Source organism: Caballeronia sp. INML1 (genome assembly GCF_023631085.1).
GTDB lineage: Bacteria > Pseudomonadota > Gammaproteobacteria > Burkholderiales > Burkholderiaceae > Caballeronia > Caballeronia turbans.
The window spans coordinates 36,643-53,455 of record NZ_JALQDT010000063.1 but is presented as its reverse complement, the minus strand read 5'-3'; the positions used below and the strand labels follow the sequence as shown (position 1 = coordinate 53,455).

Sequence of the window (16,813 nt, the reverse complement as noted above, 5' to 3'; positions counted from 1 at the left end):
AGGCTTCATGCCGTGACGTTCTTCCTGAGTTGCCCCAGCACTTCATCCGTGTGCTCGCCAACGCGCGCGAGCGGTTGCCGCACGCCGGGGCGGCGTCCGCCCATCGTGAGCGGCAGCAAGACGACGTCGGTGGTGCCGCCATCGTCGGTCTGCATCGGCACGAGGCCGCCGCTCGCTTTCAGATGCGGATCGTCGAGCAACTGCTCGGGGCGCATGATCGGCGCGTACGGAATGCCGGCCGCTTCGAGCTTCGGTGCGAGTTCGTCCGCGCGATGATGCGCGAGAATCTCGCCGAGCCGCTCCAGCAGATGCGGGCGCACCGCGACGCGCATCGCGTTGTTCGCGAACCCGGGTTCCTGCGCGAGTTCGGGGCGCTCCAGCACGTCGCAGAGCGTCACGAACTGTTTGTCGCTCACCGCGCCGATGAAAAGCTGCTCGCCCTCGGCCAGCGTGAACACGTCATAGACGCTCCACGCCGATACGCGCGATGGCATCGGCGGCGGCGCTTCGCGCGTCATCGCGTATTGCTGCATGTGCTGCGCGGAAAGAAACACGCAGTTCTCGAAGAGTGCGCTCTGGACTTCCTGGCCGCGTCCCGTGAGGTCGCGTTCACGTAGTGCGGCGAGCACGCCGATCGCGCCGAACATGCCGCCCATGATGTCGTTCACCGACGTCCCCGCGCGCAGCGGGCGGCCCGCCGGACCGGTCATGTACGCGAGACCGCCCATCATCTGCACGACTTCGTCGAGCGCGAGACGCTTCTCGTACGGGCCCGGCAGGAAGCCCTTGTGCGACACGTAGATGAGCTTCGGATGCGCCTTCGACAACGTGTCGTAATCGAGCCCGAACTTCGCCATCAGTCCGGGACGGAAGTTTTCGAGCAGCACGTCGCATTCGCCGATCAGATCGATTGCGGCTTCGCGGCCCTCCTCCGTGTTGATGTCGATGACGACGCTTTTCTTGTTGCGATTGAACGAGCGGAAGAAGCCGATGCCGAGGCCCGGCAGATTGCGCGTCTTGTCGCCGCCGGGCGGCTCGATCTTGATGACTTCCGCGCCGAGATCCGCGAGGATCATGCCGCAGGTCGGGCCCATCACCATATGCGTGAACTCGATCACGCGCACGCCTTCGAGCGGCAGGGTTGATTGATTCATGACGTCCTCAGGCTTCGATTGGAGCGGTTGATTCGTGAGTGACCGGCAAGCCCGCGAGCGCGAGCGCGCCGCGCAGGGTTTCGCTGTCGAGCCAGCCCGCGAGCTTCGCGCGCAGGTTCAGCAAGGCAGGAATGTCGATGCCGGTGTCGATGTGCATATCGGCGAGCATGAACGCGAGGTCCTCGCTCGATGCATTGCCGCTCGCGCCCGGCGCATGCGGGCAGCCGCCGATGCCCGCGAGCGTCGCATCGAAGCGCGCGACGCCGGTTTCGAGCGCGGCATAGACATTGGCGAGCGCGAGGCCGCGTGTGTCGTGGAAATGACCGCACCAGAAACGCTCGCCCGCGATGGCGCGCGCCTTCTCGAAGAGATCGCGCACGGCGGACGGACCGGCATAACCGACCGTATCGGCGATGGAGACGCGATCCGCGCCCGCATCCAGCAGCGATTGCATGTAGCGCAGCACATCGGCGGGATCGACACGGCCCTGAATCGTGCAGCCGAACGCCGTGCCGATGCCGCCTTCGATCATCGTCTTCGACCCGGATGCATCGCGCGCCGCCCGCATGCGCGCGACTTCCGCGACGACTTCCTCCGGCGTCTTGCGCAGATTCGCGAGGCTGTGTGCGCGGCTCGCGGAAAGCGGCACGAGCATCAGATCGGCCTGTGTTTCGATGGCGCGCGCGGCGCCTTTGAGATTCGGCACGAGCACCGATACGAACAGTCCCGGCAAGGTTCTGGCGTACGCGACGAGTTCTGCCGTATCGGCGAGTTGCGGCAACAGGCGCGCGGGAACGAACGAACCGACTTCGATTTCGCGCTGACCGGCGGCGTAGGCATCGCCGATCCATTCGATCTTGCGTTCGGTCGGCACGATCGTTCGAATGCTTTGCAGGCCGTCGCGCAGGCCGACTTCGCGGATCACGGCGCGCTGGGGGAACGCGGGCATGGCTCTGTCTCCGGTCTTTTGTGTGTATGGCTCGACTTTAGAGATTCCGCAAACGCCATTAAAGCGGTATTTTGGAAGGCTCATGCTTCCCGTTCGGAACGTCAAAGGAGTGGCCAGCCGCCATGCGCGACATCGACCTGAAAACGCTGCGTCTGTTCGTGACCGTCTGCGAGCACCTGAACATCGCGCGCGCGGCGCAGGAATCGCATATCGAGCCTTCGGCGATCAGCAAGCGCATCGCGCAGCTCGAGACGTCGCTCGGCGTGCCGCTGTTGTCGCGCTCGCGGCGCGGCGTCGAGCCGACGCCCGCGGGGATCGCGCTGCTGGAGCACGCGCGCAGCGTGCTTTTCACGATGGAACGCATAGCAAACGACGTCGCCGCGTTCGGCGGCGGTCTGAAGGGGCGCGTGAGCATTTGCGCGTCGGCATCGGCGATTGCGGAAGCGCTGCTCGACGATATCGCGTCGTTCATGCGCGAGCCCGCGAATCAGAACATCAAGGTCGATGTGGAAGAGCGGCTATCGCACGATCTCGTGCGGCAACTGCGCGAAGGCGTCGCGTCGGTCGGCGTGTGCTGGGACAGCGTCGATTTGCGCGGCTTGCAGCATCGCGCGTATCGGCATGACCGGCTTGCGCTCGCCGTGCCCGCCGATCATCCGTTCGCGGGGCGGCCTTCGGTGAGCTTCGAGGAATCGCTGGAATTCGAGCATGTCGGTCTGCCGCCCGCGACGGCCGTTCATACGATGCTGCAACGCGCGGCCGCGCAGGCGGGCAAGACGATGTCGTATCGCGTGATCGTGTCGAGTTTTGATGCGGCGTTTCGCGTCGTCGCGGCGGGATTGGGCATCAGCGTCGTGCCGATGGAAGTCGCGGGAACGTATCGCCAGGCGCTCGGTGTCGAGGCAGTGCCGCTTTCCGATGCGTTCGCGAAACGGCGCTTCGTCGTGTGCTTCAGGGATTTCGACGCGTTGCAGCCGGCAGCGCAACGTCTCGTGGAACATCTGGAAACACGTGCGGCACGCTAGCGCGGCGCGGCGCAGAAAACGGTTTGCGCGTCCTTTCTCTCGAATGTCAAGTTGACCGATCGCGCGCCGCCCGGCCGTGTGCAATGCGGCTTGCCCGCGGGCACGGTGAGCAATTGCCCGGCGCGCAGTTCGACGGCGCCTTCCTCGAATTCGATGACGAGCGTGCCTTCGACGGCGACGAAGGTCTCATCCGAGTTCGGATGAAAGTGCCATTGATACGGCGCGTCCATGACGCTGATGTGGACGTCGTGATCGTTGACGCTCGCGATCACGCGGTTCATGTAGCCGTCGCCGGCGGCGTCGGCGATGGTGGCGTAGTCGATGGGTTCGTTCATTCGGTCAGGCTAACGGAGGGCGGCCGGCCATACAAACGAATGTTTTTCGCTTCGATGTGAGCGGGATTTTCATGCGATGCGTGGCTATGCTCTCGGCCATGTCATGGTCATCCGCATGATCGTGCTCCGCTTGGTGCGCGAGTCGATGGTCTTTCGCTCGCTGACACCAGTCGCAAGACACCAATCGCAAGACACACAATCGACCCTCACACCCCACTCTGAACACCCGGAAAATTCCCCCGCCCCATGATCGCCGAAATATTTCCGATAGCCGGCTCAGCGTACCGCACCGGCGGCGCATCCGGCGGCAGCGGCGCGGGACCTGAGTCCGTCGCACGGGCATAGACTGGCAGCGCCGGCGCACTCTGCGCGCTCGAGGCCACCGGGAACACCGGCCCGCCCGTGATGCCCACGCCGATGAACGGATGCGCCTGCGCCACCGTCACAAGGCCAAAGGTCAGTTTGGCGGCCACCATCGCGTATCTGATCGCTCTCATTTCTCGTCTCCCGCGTTGCAATTGTTTGTCGATGGAGGCATTCTGCGCGACGAAAATGAGCGAAGAATGAGAGCGCGAATCATCCGAGGATTCAGCCTCGACTACACTGAAAAACCGGCGCTCGTTCGACGATCCTTCCATGCCCAGCCGATTCACCGCGATCCTCACCGCCCTCGCCGCCGCGGCGCTCTTCGGCGCGACCACGCCGATCGCCAAGGCGCTGCTCGGCCCGATGCCGCCGTTCATGGTCGCCGGCCTGTTCTACCTCGGCAGCGGCGTCGGCCTCGGCGCGATCCTGCTCGGCCGCGCGCTCCGACGCGCGACGAACGAAAGCCTGCGTGCGCGGGAAATGGCATGGCTCTTCGGCGCGATCGCATTCGGTGGCGTCGCCGCGCCCGCGCTCCTGATGTTCGGCCTCACGAGCACGCCCGCCGCGACGAGTTCGCTCCTGCTCAACCTGGAAGGCGTGCTGACGGCGGTAATCGCGTGGATCGTGTTTCGGGAGAACGTGGATTTCTCCGTCTTTCTCGGCATGGCCGCCATCGTCGCGGGCGGCGTCGTGCTCGCGTGGCAACCGGGCGCAACGCACGCGACGAGAGGCGCGCTTCTCATCGCGCTGGCATGTCTGTGCTGGGCCATCGACAACAATCTGACACGCAGGATCTCGACCGCCGATGCGATGGTGATCGCCTGCGCGAAGGGCCTCGTCGCGGGCGCGACGAATCTCGGCATTGCGTTCGCGATGGGCGCGCATCTGCCTGCGCCGCACATCGTCGCCGGCGCGATGACGACCGGCTTCGGCGGCTACGGCGTGAGTCTCGTGTTGTTCGTGATCGCGCTGCGCGGTCTCGGGACGGCGCGCACGGGCGCGTACTTTTCGGTCGCGCCTGTGTTCGGCGTCGCGCTCTCGCTTGCGATGTGGCCGCAAGCGCCGGGCGCGTCCTTCTGGATCGCCGCCGCGCTGATGACGCTCGGCGTATGGCTGCACGTGCGCGAGCGCCACGAACACGAGCACACGCACGAGCGGCTCGAACATACGCATCGGCACATGCATGACGAGCATCATCGGCATGTGCACGACTTTCCGTATTCCGGCGACGAGCCGCATACGCATCCGCACGTGCATCTGCCGATCACGCATTCACACGCGCATTTCCCCGACATTCATCACCGGCATGCGCACAGGCGCGGCTAGAACACCTTGCCCGGATTGAGCAGCCCGTGCGGATCGAGCGATGCCTTGATCGCGCGCATCGCCGCAATATCGGTTTCGCGGCGCGCGAGGTGAAGATAGTCGCGCTTCTTCATGCCGATGCCGTGCTCCGCCGAAATCGAACCTTCGAACTCGCGCGTGACGTCGTAGATGACGGCATCGATGTCGTCGTGGTCCTGCTTCCCGCGGCCCGGAAGATCCACGACGATGTGAATGTTGCCGTCGCCCAGATGGCCGTATGTCATCACGATCGCATCGGGCCAGCGCGCGCGCAGACGCGCTTCGCATTGCGCGGCCGCGTCGCCGACCTGCGCGATCGAGAAGCTCACGTCGTACGCCGCGTAGTTCGGGATGAAGCGATCGTATTCGCCCGGCGCGTCGCGGATCGCCCAGAAATCGCGCGCGTGCGCTTCGTTGGATGCAATCGCCGCATCGGTCACGATGCCCGCGTCCAGCATGCCGCCCAAGAATTCCTCGAAGGCTTCGCCGTGCCGAACGGGATCGGTGCCGACGCTTTCGAGCAGCACGTAGAACGGATGCGCCTCGGCAAGCGGCGCGCGAAGGTTCTTCAGATTGGCGATGACCGTATCGTGGTAGCCGGCCCACATCACCTCGAACGCGGATACGCCCGGCGCGAGACTCGCCTGCGCGCGCGTGAGCAGCGTGGTGACGGCGGCGAAATCCGGCAGGCCGCACCATGCGGTGGCGGTTGCCGTGGGCTTCGGCCGCAGGCGCAATACGACGCGCGTGATCACGGCGAGCGTGCCCTCGCTGCCGATCAACAGATGCCGCAGATCGTAACCGCTGTTGTTCTTGATCATCTTGTTCATCCCGCCGATGATCTCGCCGCTCGCCAGCACCGCTTCGACGCCGAGCACCTGATCTCGCATCATGCCGTACTTGATGACGCGGTTGCCGCCCGCATTCGTCGCGAGATTTCCGCCGATGGAGCAACTGCCGCGCGCGCCGAGATCGAGCGGAAAGTAGAAACCCGCCGCGCTCGCTGCTTCCTGAACCACTTGCAGCGGCGTCCCGGCTTCGACGGTCATGGTCGCGGAGACTTCGTCGATCTCGACGATGCGATTCATGCGATCGAGACTCAGCGCCACTTCGCCGCCGAGCAGATTCGCGCCGCCGACGAGCCCCGTGAGGCCGCCTTGCGTGACGACCGGCTGCTTGTGCTTCGCGCAGATGGCGAGCGCCTGCGCGACTTCATCGGTGGTGCGCGGACGGATGATCGCGACTGGCGTCGCGCCCGGCAAGCCGCTCCAGTCGGCGACGCGCCTGTCGCCGAATTCGTCGGGCAGCGCCACGACCTGTGCGCCGAGCGCTTCCCGCAATGCCATTACCGCTTCGCTTGCCGCCATGCGTCGTCTCCGTTCGTTGTTTCGCATCGTTGTCAGATGCGATAGTTTGAACCAAACGCGCGAGAATTACTGGCAATCATTCGGGAGAGACGCGACGATGGAACAAGCAGACTACGAAAGCGCTCTGGCTCAACTGACCGGCGCGGCCGAACTGGTCGCGGCGGGCGTGAGCGGAGATCACCGCGCGCAGGCCTTCGAGATGCTGGCGTTTTTTCGGCTGCGTCAGGCACGCGCTGGCGAATCGCGTGCGCCGGTCACGTCCGACGAGGAACTCTTCAAGGACACGGCGATCGCCGCGCTCACGATGGCCGGCAGAAAGGAATTCCTGGCCGCCTCCGCGTTGCTCGAACAGGCCCGCGGATTGTCGCTGAGCTAGGCGTCTGCTGCTAGAACAACTCGGTGTCGAGCGGTAGCAGGTTGATCCACTTGACGGCGGTGCGCCGCTCGACGCCATCGTCGTGGATCGAACGTATCATCACGCGCTGGCCGCGCGCTTCCCCGAGTACTTCGACGATCCTGTTGCGATATCGCGCAAGCGAGCCGCGTAGTGGCTTGCGCTTCCTGCTCTTGCGGGGAGAAACTGCGGGCATTGGACGTGACAGCGATTTATGACGGCCACATCATAACGATGGTCACGCCTTCACTCAAATATTCAACCTATTCACTGTGAACCGCCACACCATGCGTCGAATCACTGTCCGGACTTCGCCCGTTCATGGCCGGGGCGTATTCGCTCTCGCTGATCTGCCTATCGGCGCGATGCTGCTCGAATACAAAGGCCACCGTCTGTCGTGGAAGGAAGCGCAGCGCATGCACGCGAAATCGACTGCGGAAGAGGGCCATACCTTCCTGTTCGGCCTCGATGACGGCAGCGTCATCGACGGTGCGCGCGGCGGCAATTCCGCGCGCTGGCTGAATCACAGTTGCGCGCCGAACTGCGAAGCGGAGCAGGACGGCGAGCGCGTCTTCATCCGCGCGATCCGGCCGATCGCGAAAGGGCAGGAGTTGTTCATCGACTATTGCCTGACCGTCGATGGCCGGCGCACCGCCGCGCTCAAGCGGCTTTATGCGTGCAGGTGTCTCGCGCCGGGGTGTCGAGGGACGATGTTGTCGGCGCGGGGGTAGGGCCGCAAGCGCTGTTGCATCGCTTGGCGGGCGCCGTGCGGATCGTCGCGTCGCTGGGGGCGATGCGGGCGGGCTGCGGGGCGCATCGGCGGCGTTATGGCTACGGGAAGTGAATCCCGCAACACCTCATGCCACGCTCGAGCGACTGATGTGCTCCGAAAGCCGCCCGATGCCCGCGATATCGAGTCAACACCCGCCCTTCCCGAAAATTCCATAAAGACTAAAAAAAACGCCCCGACCAAATCGGGGCGAAAGTACGAGACCACCTTTTGTAGCGTTAAAGCTACCCGTCGAGCATAGGCATAAGCGCCAGTACTCAACACCAGTAAAGTCCGAAACCCCGCGCATGCATCGCCGTTCCTAGACCGATATCACCCTTCAGAACCCCCAACCGCCGCCGATAACAAACGAAATCGTCACCCTGCCATCGCCGCCCCCGACGCAATGAACCGCGCCCCAACCGAAAGCCCCCTCAAGGCCGCGTTCCTGCGGCACGAAGACACACTCGCGCCGTCAGAACGCGCACTCGGCGAGGACGATCACGCCGTCTACCGCACGCTGCTCGAATCGACCAACGCGATCCCCTGGAAGATCGACTGGGCGACCATGGAATTCGCCTACATCGGACCGCAAATCGAGTCGCTGCTCGGCTGGGCGCCGTCGTCGTGGAAGACGGTTCACGACTGGGCCGAGCGCATGCATCCGGACGATCGCGAAGCCGTGGTCAACTTCTGCGTCTCGCAATCGAAAGCGGGCACGGATCACGAAGCCGATTACCGCGCGCTCACCCGCGACGGCGGCTATGTGTGGCTGCGCGATGTCGTGCACGTCGAGCGCAACGAGAAAGGCGAGGTCGAGGCGCTCATCGGCTTCATGTTCGATATCAGCGAGCGCAAGCGCATCGAGGAAGAACTCGCGCAGTTGCAGCAGGAACTGGAGCGCCTCTCGTTCAGCGACAGCCTGACGGGCGTCGGCAACCGCCGCCGTTTCGACGACGTAATGGCGCGCGAATGGAGTGCCTCGAAGGACTCGGGCCGGCCGCTGTCGCTCGTCATGATCGATATCGACTTCTTCAAGTCGTACAACGATTACTACGGCCACGTCCAGGGCGACGAATGCCTGAAGCGCATCGCGGGAGCGCTTGCCGAGGCGGCGGGTCCGCAACACTTTCTCGGCCGGTTCGGCGGCGAGGAGTTCGCACTGATCCTCGCCGATACCGATGCCGAAGCCGCAATGCGCATCGCCGAGCGTTGCCGCGCGCTGATCGCCGGCAAAGCGATCCCGCACGTGCGCTCCCCGCACAATCAGCAAGTGACGGCGAGCTTCGGCGTGGGCACCGTCGTGCCCGGCGAACGCATGGACGTGACGACGTTCATCAATCTCACCGACGCGCAGTTGTACCAGGCGAAAGACAACGGCCGCAATCGCATCGCGGCCGTGGATCGCGCAGGCTTGCGGGGCGAGGCATTCAGGGCGCAAACCTGCTGAGCGTCAGACGCGCCCCGTCACCGGAATCGCCGCACCCGTGATGCATTGCGCCTGCGGCGAAAGCAGGAACGCGATCACGGCGCCGAGTTCTTCCGGCTTCACCCAGCGGGAGAAATCGGCGTCCGGCATGTCGCGGCGATTCGGCGCGGTGTCGATGATCGACGGCAACACCGCGTTCACCGTGACGCCCTTGTCCTTCAGTTCTTCCGCGAGCGCTTCGGTGAGGCGCAGCAGCGCCGCCTTCGATGCCGCGTAGGCGCCCATGCCCATGCCCGCTTTCATCGAGGCGAGCGCGCCGATATTGACGATGCGCCCGCCCTCCCTCGCGCTCAGTTGCGCGAGCGCCGCCTTCGATGCGTTGAGCGCGGTCTTCACGTTGACGTCGAACATCGACTGCCAGGAGTCGGCGCTGCCGTCCGCGATCGTTTCCCATCGAAACGCGCCCGCCACGTTCACGAGCGCGTGCAGGCCGCCCGTCTGCTGAACGATTATGTCGACGGCTTTCTGCGCCGAGGTCGCATCCGTCAGATCGATGCCCGTGACGACGCACGCATCGGCGAGCCGCGCGGGCAATGCATCCGACGATCCTCCGTGGCCGATCAGCGCAACGCGCGCGCCGCGTTCGGCGAGCACGCGCGCCGTCGCGAGTCCGAGACTGCCGAACCCGCCCGTGATGGCGACGATCTTTCCTTCCAGGCTGTTCATTGCGTGGCCGCTCCGTTCGATGGCGTCAGGAAAAGCATAGGACGGAACGCGGCGCGCGGCGAGGCATTCGCGCCTGGCTATTCAGCCAACGCCGATGCCGTCGCGCTGCTTTCGACGGGCACGCGCCCCGCGAGCAGCCAGACCGCCGCGGCGATCGTCAGCGCGCATACGCCCGCCACGCCGAGCGATGCCGCGAAGCCGCTCGCGAAGCTCTCGCGCGCGATCCGCATGATCGCCGCCCCCTGCGGTCCGGCGAGGCTTCCGCCCGCATGCGCGAGATCGCCGGCGAGCAGGCGCGAGAGGAACGCGGCATCGAGCACGCGCTTTGGATCGGCGAGGCTCGCTGCGTGGGTATCGAGCGCGGCGTGCGTGCGCGTCGCGAGCACGGCGCCCAGCACGCCCACGGACGTGACGATCGCGGTGAAGCGCGTCGTCGTGCTGATGCCCGAGGCCATGCCGGTGCGATGCGCCGGCACGCACGCCATGATCGCCTTTTGCGTGTCGCCGTTCAGCACGCCCGCGCCGAGGCCCGTGACGATCATGCCGACCGCGATCATCCCGTAACTCGACATGCCCGCGAAGAGCGCCGTCAGCAGATTGCCCGCGCCGATGGTCGCGAGGCCGAGCGTCAGCAGCGCCATCGCCGGAACGCGCTTGCCGAGCGACGCGCCGATATGCGGACCGACGACCATCGCAATCGCAAACGGCAGCATGCCGAGGCCCGCGCGCACCGCCGGCAGGCCGAACGCGTTCTGCAAATAGAGCGGCAGGAAAGTCATCATCACCTGCGCGCACGCCGCGTAGCCGAACATCGCAAGCACGGCGGCGACGAAGCGCGGCTGGCGAAATAGCGCGAGGTCGATCATCGCGTGTGCGCGCGAGCGCTGCACCTGCACGAAGACGATGAAAAGCAGCGCGCACGCGGCGAGCCGCGCGACGGTGCGCCAGTCTGTCCAGCCGTCCGCTTGCGCGTCTATCAGCGCCCAGATGCCGAGGGCGAGCGCGCCGGCGAAAAGCGCGCTGCCGGCGAGATCGAGCGATCCCGCTTCGCCGTTGCGCGATTCGCGGATGCCGCGCCATGCACAGGCCGCGAGCAGCGCGCAGATCGGCAGGTTCATCAGGAAAATCCAGCGCCAGCCGGCCAATTGCGTGATGACGCCGCCGACGAGCGGCGCGATGGTCGTCGACACGCCCATGCAGGTGCCCCACACCGCCCACGCGCGCTCGCGCGCCGCGCCTGCGTGAAAGGTGTTCGCGATGATCGCGAGCGCGGACGTCAGCAACATCGCCGCGCCGAGTCCCTTCGCCGCGCGAGCGAGGTTCAGCGCGAACGCGGATGGCGCGAGCCCGCAACCGAGCGACGCCAGAAAGAACACGGCGAGTCCCGCGATCAGCATCTTCTTGCGGCCGATGCGGTCGGCGAGCGCCCCCGCTGGCAGCAGGCACGCGGCGAACGCGACCATGTACGCGCTCACGACCCATTCGACATCGGCGAAACCGGCGTGGAAATCGCGTGCGATGGACGGCAGCGCCACCGCGACGACGTTCGTGTCGAGTGTGATCAGCGCACAGGTCGCCGACGCGGTGAGCAGGACGAAGCGGTTATCGGACGTGTTCGACATGGCGATGCGCGGAAAAAGCGAAAGAGTCTCCCGATGCTAGTTGTGTCCGTCTTCCCTGTCATTGACATAGAATCGTCGAATAATTATCGAATTCGTGAATACAGACATGTCTGTCGAGTTGCGTCACGTGCGCTGTTTTCTGAGCGTTGCCCGGCATCTGCATTTCGCGCGTGCGGCGGAAGAGCTCGGCATCGCGCCGCCCGCGCTCACCAGGCAGATTCAGGAAGCCGAGCGGCTGCTCGGCGTGCGGCTGTTTCATCGGACGAAACGATCGGTCGCGCTGACGGCGGCCGGCGAAGCCTATCTCGGCGACGCCGTCGGCGCGCTCGATCATCTCGCGCGCGGCGCCGAGCGGGCGGCGCTGGCGGAGCGCGGCGAACTGGGGAAGATCGTCATCGGCTATGTCGGGTCAGCGGTCTACTCCGGCGTGCTGCAGGCGACCGTGCGCGGCTTTCGGGCGCGCTATCCGCTCGTCGAGATCGGCATCGAGGAAATCGTAATGCGCGAGGCCGGCGCGCTGTTGATGGAAGGGCGCGTCGATATCGCCTACGTGCGGCCGCCGGTGCCGTACCCGGAAGGCGTCGAGGCGCGCACCGTGCATCGCGATGCGTTCATTGTCGCGTTGCCGGCCGATTCGCCTTTGGCGGCGTCGCGCGTCATTACGCCGGCGCAGTTGCGCGATCAGTCGTTCGTCGCGCCCCGAGCAGGAATCCGGCACGCTCGAAGTGGCGCGGCGCGGGCGCTTCAAGGCGCGGGTCGTCGCGCAGCCGGGCACGCTCGCGGACGTGCTCGCGCATGTATCGCTGGGCGGCGATGTCGCCGTCGTGCCGCGCTCGCTCGCGCAGTGCGTGACGGTGCCGGGCGTGGAGTATCGGGAGATCGCGGGGAAAGCGGTGCCCTCGGAAGTGGCGATGATGTACCGGCGGTTCGAGCGGGCGGCGGCGGTCAAGGCCTATCTGGATTTCGTGGCTTCATGATCGAAGCACGCGCTGCGCGATCGGTTCGAATCCCGCGCGATGCGCCTTCGCCAGCGCCGATGCCTTGTCATGCAACGCCGCGCGATCCATTGCCAGCGCTTCGCGCATGGCCGCGTGTATCGCCGTGATCGGCACGAGGCCCGGCGCATCCGCGATCTCCCATGTCGACGTGTATGCGTGCTGCTTGCAAGCGTCCGCGTCCGCGTGCTGAAAATTCACGCGCGGCAAGCCGTACGCCATCGCGACGATCCGGCCATGCAGGCTCGTGCCCGCGAAACCTTTGCTCTTCGCGATCAGTGCGCAGATATCCCAGACGTTGAGCGACTCGAAGATCGTCACGGCCGGGTGGCGCATGCGTGCGGCCATGCGCGCGTAGACGGCGATGTCGTCGTGCCACGGCGCCGCGCCCGCGCGAAACAGCACGATGCCGAGGCCGGTCGTCTTGCCGAGCCGATCCAGTTGATGCGCGATCTGCGTGAGCGTGGCGTCATCGCCGAAATCCGCGCTGAACTGCACCGCCAGGTAGCCGCGAGGAAACGCGTCGCGTGCATCCGAATGCGTCCGGATGCGCTCGTCGAAGAGCTCGGCGACCAACGATACCGGGTCGGGGACGAGTTGCGCGTCGATGCCCGCGCGCTTCAACGTGGCCTGCGTTGGCGCGTCTCTCACGCTGATGTGGTCGCCCGATCGGAGTTTGCCGAGCACTTCCTCGCGCAACGCGGCTTCGCGGGCGTCGAGCGTTGCGCCGCCGATCGCGTTGAAGCAGATCGACGTAGCCCGCGAAAACGTCTCGCGGCCGATGACATACGGCGCGCGCGCATCCGTTCCGAGTTCGGTGCGCGCCCAGGCGTTGCGGTCTTCGGCGCGCGAACCGTATCGGGCGATGCGTATGCGCGCTTCCTCGGGCGTCGTCAGCATCACAGCTGCTTCCCATGCGTCGCACGTCAGCAGCTCGCCGCCCGCGTGAATCAGCGCAACCGGTTCGTCGCGCCAGCACTGCGCCAGTTGCGAAAGCGCGGCGACATCATGACCGCCGTGCGCGCGCAGGTCTCGCTGCCCGCATCCGGCGAACACCGGCTCGACTTCCGGACGACGCTGCGCAAGCAGCCGCGCGACGACATGCGCGAACAGCATGTCGCCGAAGTTGTGTCGATCGAATGCGCCGAAGATGATGGTCCGCGGCTTCGACAAGGAAAGAGCGTCAGGCAATTGGCCTCCTTTCAAACGATGCCGCCGTCGCGAAAAACGCGCCCTCGCAATGCTCTAATTCTCGCCGGTCAAGCTTCCCTCACACACTGCGGGACAAGAGGGAAGATGAAGATCGAACCGACGCCCATTGCGGCCGCATCGCTGATGGCCGGAAACGCCGAACGCGATGCATCCTCCGAAGAAGCGAGCGACGACGCAATCGCCTCTTCGACCTCGGATCGGACGATGTCTTGTTGGTTTCCGCTCGCGTTCCAAGTGTCGCGTTGCCATGAAACGCATCGTAAAGCGGCTGAACGAGCGCGGAATGATGACCCGCGGCGCGCTTGACCTGCATGATTGAAGCGCTTATACAGAACTCTCACCGCTCGCGACCGGAGTCCTGAATGACAAGAAACGCGATTCCCATCGTGGTTTGCGCCGTCGCACTCGCTGCGTGTTCGACCAACGGCGCCAATACCGCGCCACCGCCCGGCACCGCGACCACGACGCTGCCCTCCGGTGGCGTCTACAAGGGCGCGCTCAAGGGCAGCACTGCCGAAGCCACACTGCTCACGCTCTTCGACGGCACCGCGTATCTCTTCTACGGCGGCGCGGGCGGCACGGGGCTCGCGGGCGTCGCGGTCGCGAAGAACGGCGCGCAGTCGAGCGACGGGCGGTTTACCAGCGATTCGGCATTCGACTATCGCGTCGGCAAGGCGGGCGCATTGCCCGTCGTGTTCAACGTCGATTTCGCGCACGCGCCGGCCGTCGATGGAACCGTCGCGAACAAGGACGGCAGCGCGGATCTCGCGTTCTCCGGCAAAGCCGCGACGATCCTCGACATCGCGCCGAGCCGCGCCAATCTGGGCGGCCTCTACAGCGGGCGCGGCATGGCGCTCGGCGGAACGACGCAAACGCGCATCACGGTCGCGGGTGACGGCTATCTGGCCGGCACGACGACATCCGGCTGCATCTTCAAGGGCACGGCCGCGCCGCACGAAGGCGCGAACGCATACGACGTCTCGGTGACGTTCGGCCCCGCGCCCTGCCCGCTTCCCGATGTGACCGTGACCGGTAACGCGGTGCTCGACGGCGCGCGCCTCCTCGTGGCGCTGCCGAGCCCGAATCGCTCCGACGTGTTTCTCTTCGACGGCCGGAAATAGCTTCCGCCTGGCGCGGAGCGCGACCCCGAAAATTAGTCGTCCAGTGTTTATATAAGCGTTTTCTGTCCTAAGATTCTTTTTCACTGCAGGCAGCGTCGCGGCGTTCGCGTCCGGTTGCTTTCCGGGCTGCGCGCTTCGGCGAAAGTTGTCGTGTGTTGTTCGGTGCATGTCAGAAGAGTCTTGCTTTGAATGGAACCGGAGCGCGGCGCCGAACCGCGGGACCGGTCGACAACAAACAGGAGACAACCAGATGAACGCAACACTCAAGCTTTTGCCGTTGGCCGTCGGTGCAATGTTCGCCTGCCTGCCGTATGCGAACGCTGCGCAGGACAACGTCAACGCGCTGTCGAACTTTCGTCAGACCGGCAACGCCACGCCGGCGGAAACCGTCCCGCAAGCCGGCCAGACCGCCGACGCGCTGCGCAAGAACCTCGAGCAAATCAAACTGCCGCAGGGCTTCAAGATCGAGCTGTACGCCGTGGTGCCGGAAGCCCGCGCGATGGCGATCGAGCCTTCCACAGGCGTGGTATTCGTCGGCACGCGCAAGAATCGCGTGTGGCAGGTGACCGACCGGACCAAGCAGCGCGTCGCGAGCGACGTCGTGCAGTTCGCATCGTCAGTGACGTTCAAGGTGCCCAACGGCGTGTGCTTCTCGCCCGACGGCGTGCTCTACGTGGTCGAACAGAATCGCGTGCTCGGCTTTCCGGCCGCGCAGTTCTTCGGTGAAGGCGGACCGGATGTCGCGGCGGCCGTCGTCGTGCCGCAGGGCAAGCTGATCCCGACGCAGTTCGAGAGCTTCAATCACGGCGCGCGCTATTGCCGCATCGGGCCGGACAAGAAGCTGTACATCGCGCTCGGCCAGCCGTGGAACGTGCCGCCCAAGGACAAGCTCGCGGAACTGGATCGCAACGGGCTCGCCGGCATCATCCGTCTGGATCAGGACGGCAAGAACCGCGAAGTGTACGTGCACGGCGCGCGCAATTCGGTTGGCTTCGACTTCAATCAGAAGGACAAGACGCTCTGGTTCACCGATAACCAGGTCGACGGCATGGGCGACGACACCCCGCCCGGCGAGCTGAATCGCGCGACCAAGGGCGGCGAGAATTTCGGCTTCCCGTGGTACGGCGGCGGCAAGGTGCGCACGGTCGAGTACAAGGACCAGAATCCGCCGGCGGGCCTCCTGTTCCCGCAGGTCGAATTTGCTGCGCACGCCGCCGATCTCGGCATGTCGTTCTATAACGGCAAGATGTTCCCGCAGAAGTATCAGGGCGGCATCTTCGATGCGGAGCATGGCTCGTGGAACCGCACGAAACCGGTCGGCGCGCGCCTCATGTTCATCCCGGTCAAGGACGACGGCACCGCGGGCGAGGCGGAAGTCTTCGCGGAAGGCTGGCTCACGTCGAGCGGCGAGTACATGGGCCGTCCGGCCGATGTGCAGATGCTGCAGGACGGGTCGCTCCTAGTCTCCGACGACTATGCGGGCGCGATCTACCGCATCTCGTATACGGGGGCGAAATGAAGATTGGGGTGACGGCGGCGATGTTTGCGGGCGTGCTTGCGGCGATGTCACACGCCGCGTTCGCTGCCGGCGACGTAAAGGCCGGGCGCGCGAAGGCGTCGGCGTGCGCGGCGTGTCACGGCATCGACGGCATGTCGAAGCTGCCGGAGGCGCCCAATCTCGCCGGGCAGACGGAGGAGTATCTCGTGAAGGCGCTCAACGATTTCCGTTCGGGCGAGCGCAAGAACGAGATGATGTCGATGATGGCGAAGACCTTGTCGGACGCGGATATCGCCAATCTGGCCGCGTACTACCACAGCCTCGGCAAGCCATGACGTGGACAAGGTGTTGCAAATTTGCTGCGGTGCAGACCCGATTGCGATTTTTTTGATTTTAGGTATTGACGCGGAGGCTTAAGGGTTTATACTTACACCTGTCTCCTCCATGTCTCAACCGATGTGGATTCAAGCCCGCTCAATGAAGCGGGCTTTTTTTTGCCCCGTATTT

General features: G+C 65.3%; 19 protein-coding genes and 1 pseudogene. 11 read left to right on the top strand and 9 right to left on the bottom strand.

Annotated elements, in window-relative coordinates:
• Nucleotides 1-5 precede the first annotated feature (5 nt).
• Nucleotides 6-1,154 (bottom strand): CaiB/BaiF CoA-transferase family protein, encoded by a 1,149-nt coding sequence (locus NCR38_RS25470; protein WP_061116170.1) that lies wholly within the window; start codon nt 1,152-1,154, stop codon nt 6-8.
• Between the two features lie 7 nt (nt 1,155-1,161).
• Entirely contained in the window at nt 1,162-2,103 is a 942-nt protein-coding gene (locus NCR38_RS25465) for a hydroxymethylglutaryl-CoA lyase (protein ID WP_061116169.1), read from the bottom strand.
• A 122-nt stretch (nt 2,104-2,225) separates the two neighbouring features.
• Between NCR38_RS25465 and NCR38_RS25460 the strand changes: the two genes are divergently transcribed.
• Nucleotides 2,226-3,128, top strand: coding sequence for a LysR family transcriptional regulator (locus NCR38_RS25460; protein ID WP_061116168.1), 903 nt, complete (start codon nt 2,226-2,228; stop codon nt 3,126-3,128).
• On the opposite strand, the gene NCR38_RS25455 is transcribed toward NCR38_RS25460, so the two are convergent.
• Both NCR38_RS25455 and NCR38_RS25450 read right to left on the bottom strand, forming a co-directional pair.
• Entirely contained in the window at nt 3,125-3,463 is a 339-nt protein-coding gene (locus tag NCR38_RS25455) for a cupin domain-containing protein (RefSeq protein WP_061116167.1), read from the bottom strand. The two genes, NCR38_RS25460 and NCR38_RS25455, sit on opposite strands and share 4 nt — an antisense overlap.
• Nucleotides 3,464-3,669: 206 nt before the next feature.
• Nucleotides 3,670-4,101, bottom strand: coding sequence for a hypothetical protein (locus tag NCR38_RS25450; protein ID WP_250477769.1), 432 nt, complete (start codon nt 4,099-4,101; stop codon nt 3,670-3,672).
• Between NCR38_RS25450 and NCR38_RS25445 the strand changes: the two genes are divergently transcribed.
• Complete coding sequence (locus NCR38_RS25445) at nt 4,100-5,155, top strand: DMT family transporter (protein ID WP_061116166.1); 1,056 nt, start codon at nt 4,100-4,102, stop codon at nt 5,153-5,155. The genes NCR38_RS25450 and NCR38_RS25445 overlap by 2 nt on opposite strands.
• Here the strand turns inward: NCR38_RS25445 and NCR38_RS25440 are convergent.
• Nucleotides 5,152-6,540 carry an FAD-binding oxidoreductase gene (locus NCR38_RS25440; protein WP_061116165.1) on the bottom strand — a complete coding sequence of 463 codons (1,389 nt, stop codon included), beginning with the start codon at nt 6,538-6,540 and terminating at the stop codon, nt 5,152-5,154. The genes NCR38_RS25445 and NCR38_RS25440 overlap by 4 nt on opposite strands.
• Before the next feature lie 97 nt (nt 6,541-6,637).
• Between NCR38_RS25440 and NCR38_RS25435 the strand changes: the two genes are divergently transcribed.
• Nucleotides 6,638-6,916 carry a hypothetical protein gene (locus NCR38_RS25435; protein ID WP_061116164.1) on the top strand — a complete coding sequence of 93 codons (279 nt, stop codon included), beginning with the start codon at nt 6,638-6,640 and terminating at the stop codon, nt 6,914-6,916.
• Between the two features lie 10 nt (nt 6,917-6,926).
• On the opposite strand, the gene NCR38_RS25430 is transcribed toward NCR38_RS25435, so the two are convergent.
• Complete coding sequence (locus tag NCR38_RS25430) at nt 6,927-7,130, bottom strand: hypothetical protein (protein WP_014252945.1); 204 nt, start codon at nt 7,128-7,130, stop codon at nt 6,927-6,929.
• A gap of 91 nt (nt 7,131-7,221) precedes the next feature.
• On the opposite strand from NCR38_RS25430, the gene NCR38_RS25425 reads away from it, so the two are divergent.
• Together NCR38_RS25425 and NCR38_RS25420 are read left to right on the top strand one after the other, a co-directional pair.
• Nucleotides 7,222-7,665 (top strand): SET domain-containing protein, encoded by a 444-nt coding sequence (locus tag NCR38_RS25425; RefSeq protein WP_061116163.1) that lies wholly within the window; start codon nt 7,222-7,224, stop codon nt 7,663-7,665.
• Nucleotides 7,666-8,109: 444 nt separating this feature from the next.
• Nucleotides 8,110-9,153 carry a diguanylate cyclase domain-containing protein gene (locus NCR38_RS25420; RefSeq protein WP_250477768.1) on the top strand — a complete coding sequence of 348 codons (1,044 nt, stop codon included), beginning with the start codon at nt 8,110-8,112 and terminating at the stop codon, nt 9,151-9,153.
• Between the two features lie 3 nt (nt 9,154-9,156).
• On the opposite strand, the gene NCR38_RS25415 is transcribed toward NCR38_RS25420, so the two are convergent.
• Together NCR38_RS25415 and NCR38_RS25410 are read right to left on the bottom strand one after the other, a co-directional pair.
• A complete protein-coding gene (locus NCR38_RS25415) occupies nt 9,157-9,858 on the bottom strand; it encodes an SDR family NAD(P)-dependent oxidoreductase (RefSeq protein WP_061116161.1) in 702 nt (233 codons plus the stop codon).
• Nucleotides 9,859-9,935: 77 nt separating this feature from the next.
• A complete protein-coding gene (locus NCR38_RS25410) occupies nt 9,936-11,480 on the bottom strand; it encodes an MFS transporter (RefSeq protein ID WP_061116160.1) in 1,545 nt (514 codons plus the stop codon).
• Between the two features lie 106 nt (nt 11,481-11,586).
• Between NCR38_RS25410 and NCR38_RS25405 the strand changes: the two are divergent.
• Nucleotides 11,587-12,192: pseudogene (locus NCR38_RS25405) on the top strand (LysR family transcriptional regulator); the annotation flags it as partial.
• Nucleotides 12,193-12,205: 13 nt separating this feature from the next.
• Nucleotides 12,206-12,457, top strand: a complete 252-nt coding sequence (locus NCR38_RS34530) for a hypothetical protein (protein WP_409219308.1) — start codon at nt 12,206-12,208, stop codon at nt 12,455-12,457.
• On the opposite strand, the gene NCR38_RS25400 is transcribed toward NCR38_RS34530, so the two are convergent.
• Nucleotides 12,452-13,666: a polysaccharide pyruvyl transferase family protein gene (locus NCR38_RS25400; protein WP_250477767.1), complete on the bottom strand. Its 1,215-nt coding sequence runs from the start codon at nt 13,664-13,666 to the stop codon at nt 12,452-12,454. The genes NCR38_RS34530 and NCR38_RS25400 overlap by 6 nt on opposite strands.
• Before the next feature lie 105 nt (nt 13,667-13,771).
• Between NCR38_RS25400 and NCR38_RS25395 the strand changes: the two genes are divergently transcribed.
• From NCR38_RS25395 to NCR38_RS25380, 4 genes are all read left to right on the top strand, one after another.
• On the top strand, nt 13,772-13,993 hold the full coding sequence (locus NCR38_RS25395; protein WP_061116158.1) for a hypothetical protein: 222 nt from the start codon (nt 13,772-13,774) through the stop codon (nt 13,991-13,993).
• A gap of 56 nt (nt 13,994-14,049) precedes the next feature.
• The gene (locus tag NCR38_RS25390; RefSeq protein ID WP_061116157.1) at nt 14,050-14,808 is read left to right on the top strand and encodes a hypothetical protein; all 759 of its coding nucleotides are present in this window, start codon (nt 14,050-14,052) and stop codon (nt 14,806-14,808) included.
• 250 nt (nt 14,809-15,058) lie between these two features.
• On the top strand, nt 15,059-16,327 hold the full coding sequence (locus NCR38_RS25385) for a sorbosone dehydrogenase family protein (protein ID WP_250477766.1): 1,269 nt from the start codon (nt 15,059-15,061) through the stop codon (nt 16,325-16,327).
• Entirely contained in the window at nt 16,324-16,641 is a 318-nt protein-coding gene (locus tag NCR38_RS25380; protein ID WP_086960685.1) for a cytochrome c, read from the top strand. The genes NCR38_RS25385 and NCR38_RS25380 overlap by 4 nt, the downstream gene beginning before the upstream one ends.
• The last annotated feature ends 172 nt before the right edge of the window (nt 16,642-16,813 follow it).

What these genes read in the sequence shown, in the direction of transcription:
- NCR38_RS25470 (WP_061116170.1), bottom strand. Translation starts at nt 1,154, where the DNA reads ATGAATCAATCAACCCTGCCGCTCGAAGGCGTGCGCGTGATCGAGTTC.
- NCR38_RS25465 (WP_061116169.1), bottom strand. Translation starts at nt 2,103, where the DNA reads ATGCCCGCGTTCCCCCAGCGCGCCGTGATCCGCGAAGTCGGCCTGCGC.
- NCR38_RS25430 (WP_014252945.1), bottom strand. Translation starts at nt 7,130, where the DNA reads ATGCCCGCAGTTTCTCCCCGCAAGAGCAGGAAGCGCAAGCCACTACGC.
- NCR38_RS25410 (WP_061116160.1), bottom strand. Translation starts at nt 11,480, where the DNA reads ATGTCGAACACGTCCGATAACCGCTTCGTCCTGCTCACCGCGTCGGCG.
- NCR38_RS25390 (WP_061116157.1), top strand. Translation starts at nt 14,050, where the DNA reads ATGACAAGAAACGCGATTCCCATCGTGGTTTGCGCCGTCGCACTCGCT.
- NCR38_RS25460 (WP_061116168.1), top strand. Translation starts at nt 2,226, where the DNA reads ATGCGCGACATCGACCTGAAAACGCTGCGTCTGTTCGTGACCGTCTGC.
- NCR38_RS25455 (WP_061116167.1), bottom strand. Translation starts at nt 3,463, where the DNA reads ATGAACGAACCCATCGACTACGCCACCATCGCCGACGCCGCCGGCGAC.
- NCR38_RS25425 (WP_061116163.1), top strand. Translation starts at nt 7,222, where the DNA reads ATGCGTCGAATCACTGTCCGGACTTCGCCCGTTCATGGCCGGGGCGTA.
- NCR38_RS25420 (WP_250477768.1), top strand. Translation starts at nt 8,110, where the DNA reads ATGAACCGCGCCCCAACCGAAAGCCCCCTCAAGGCCGCGTTCCTGCGG.
- NCR38_RS25440 (WP_061116165.1), bottom strand. Translation starts at nt 6,540, where the DNA reads ATGGCGGCAAGCGAAGCGGTAATGGCATTGCGGGAAGCGCTCGGCGCA.
- NCR38_RS25385 (WP_250477766.1), top strand. Translation starts at nt 15,059, where the DNA reads ATGAACGCAACACTCAAGCTTTTGCCGTTGGCCGTCGGTGCAATGTTC.
- NCR38_RS25395 (WP_061116158.1), top strand. Translation starts at nt 13,772, where the DNA reads ATGAAGATCGAACCGACGCCCATTGCGGCCGCATCGCTGATGGCCGGA.
- NCR38_RS25445 (WP_061116166.1), top strand. Translation starts at nt 4,100, where the DNA reads ATGCCCAGCCGATTCACCGCGATCCTCACCGCCCTCGCCGCCGCGGCG.
- NCR38_RS25435 (WP_061116164.1), top strand. Translation starts at nt 6,638, where the DNA reads ATGGAACAAGCAGACTACGAAAGCGCTCTGGCTCAACTGACCGGCGCG.
- NCR38_RS25415 (WP_061116161.1), bottom strand. Translation starts at nt 9,858, where the DNA reads ATGAACAGCCTGGAAGGAAAGATCGTCGCCATCACGGGCGGGTTCGGC.
- NCR38_RS25380 (WP_086960685.1), top strand. Translation starts at nt 16,324, where the DNA reads ATGAAGATTGGGGTGACGGCGGCGATGTTTGCGGGCGTGCTTGCGGCG.
- NCR38_RS25450 (WP_250477769.1), bottom strand. Translation starts at nt 4,101, where the DNA reads ATGGAAGGATCGTCGAACGAGCGCCGGTTTTTCAGTGTAGTCGAGGCT.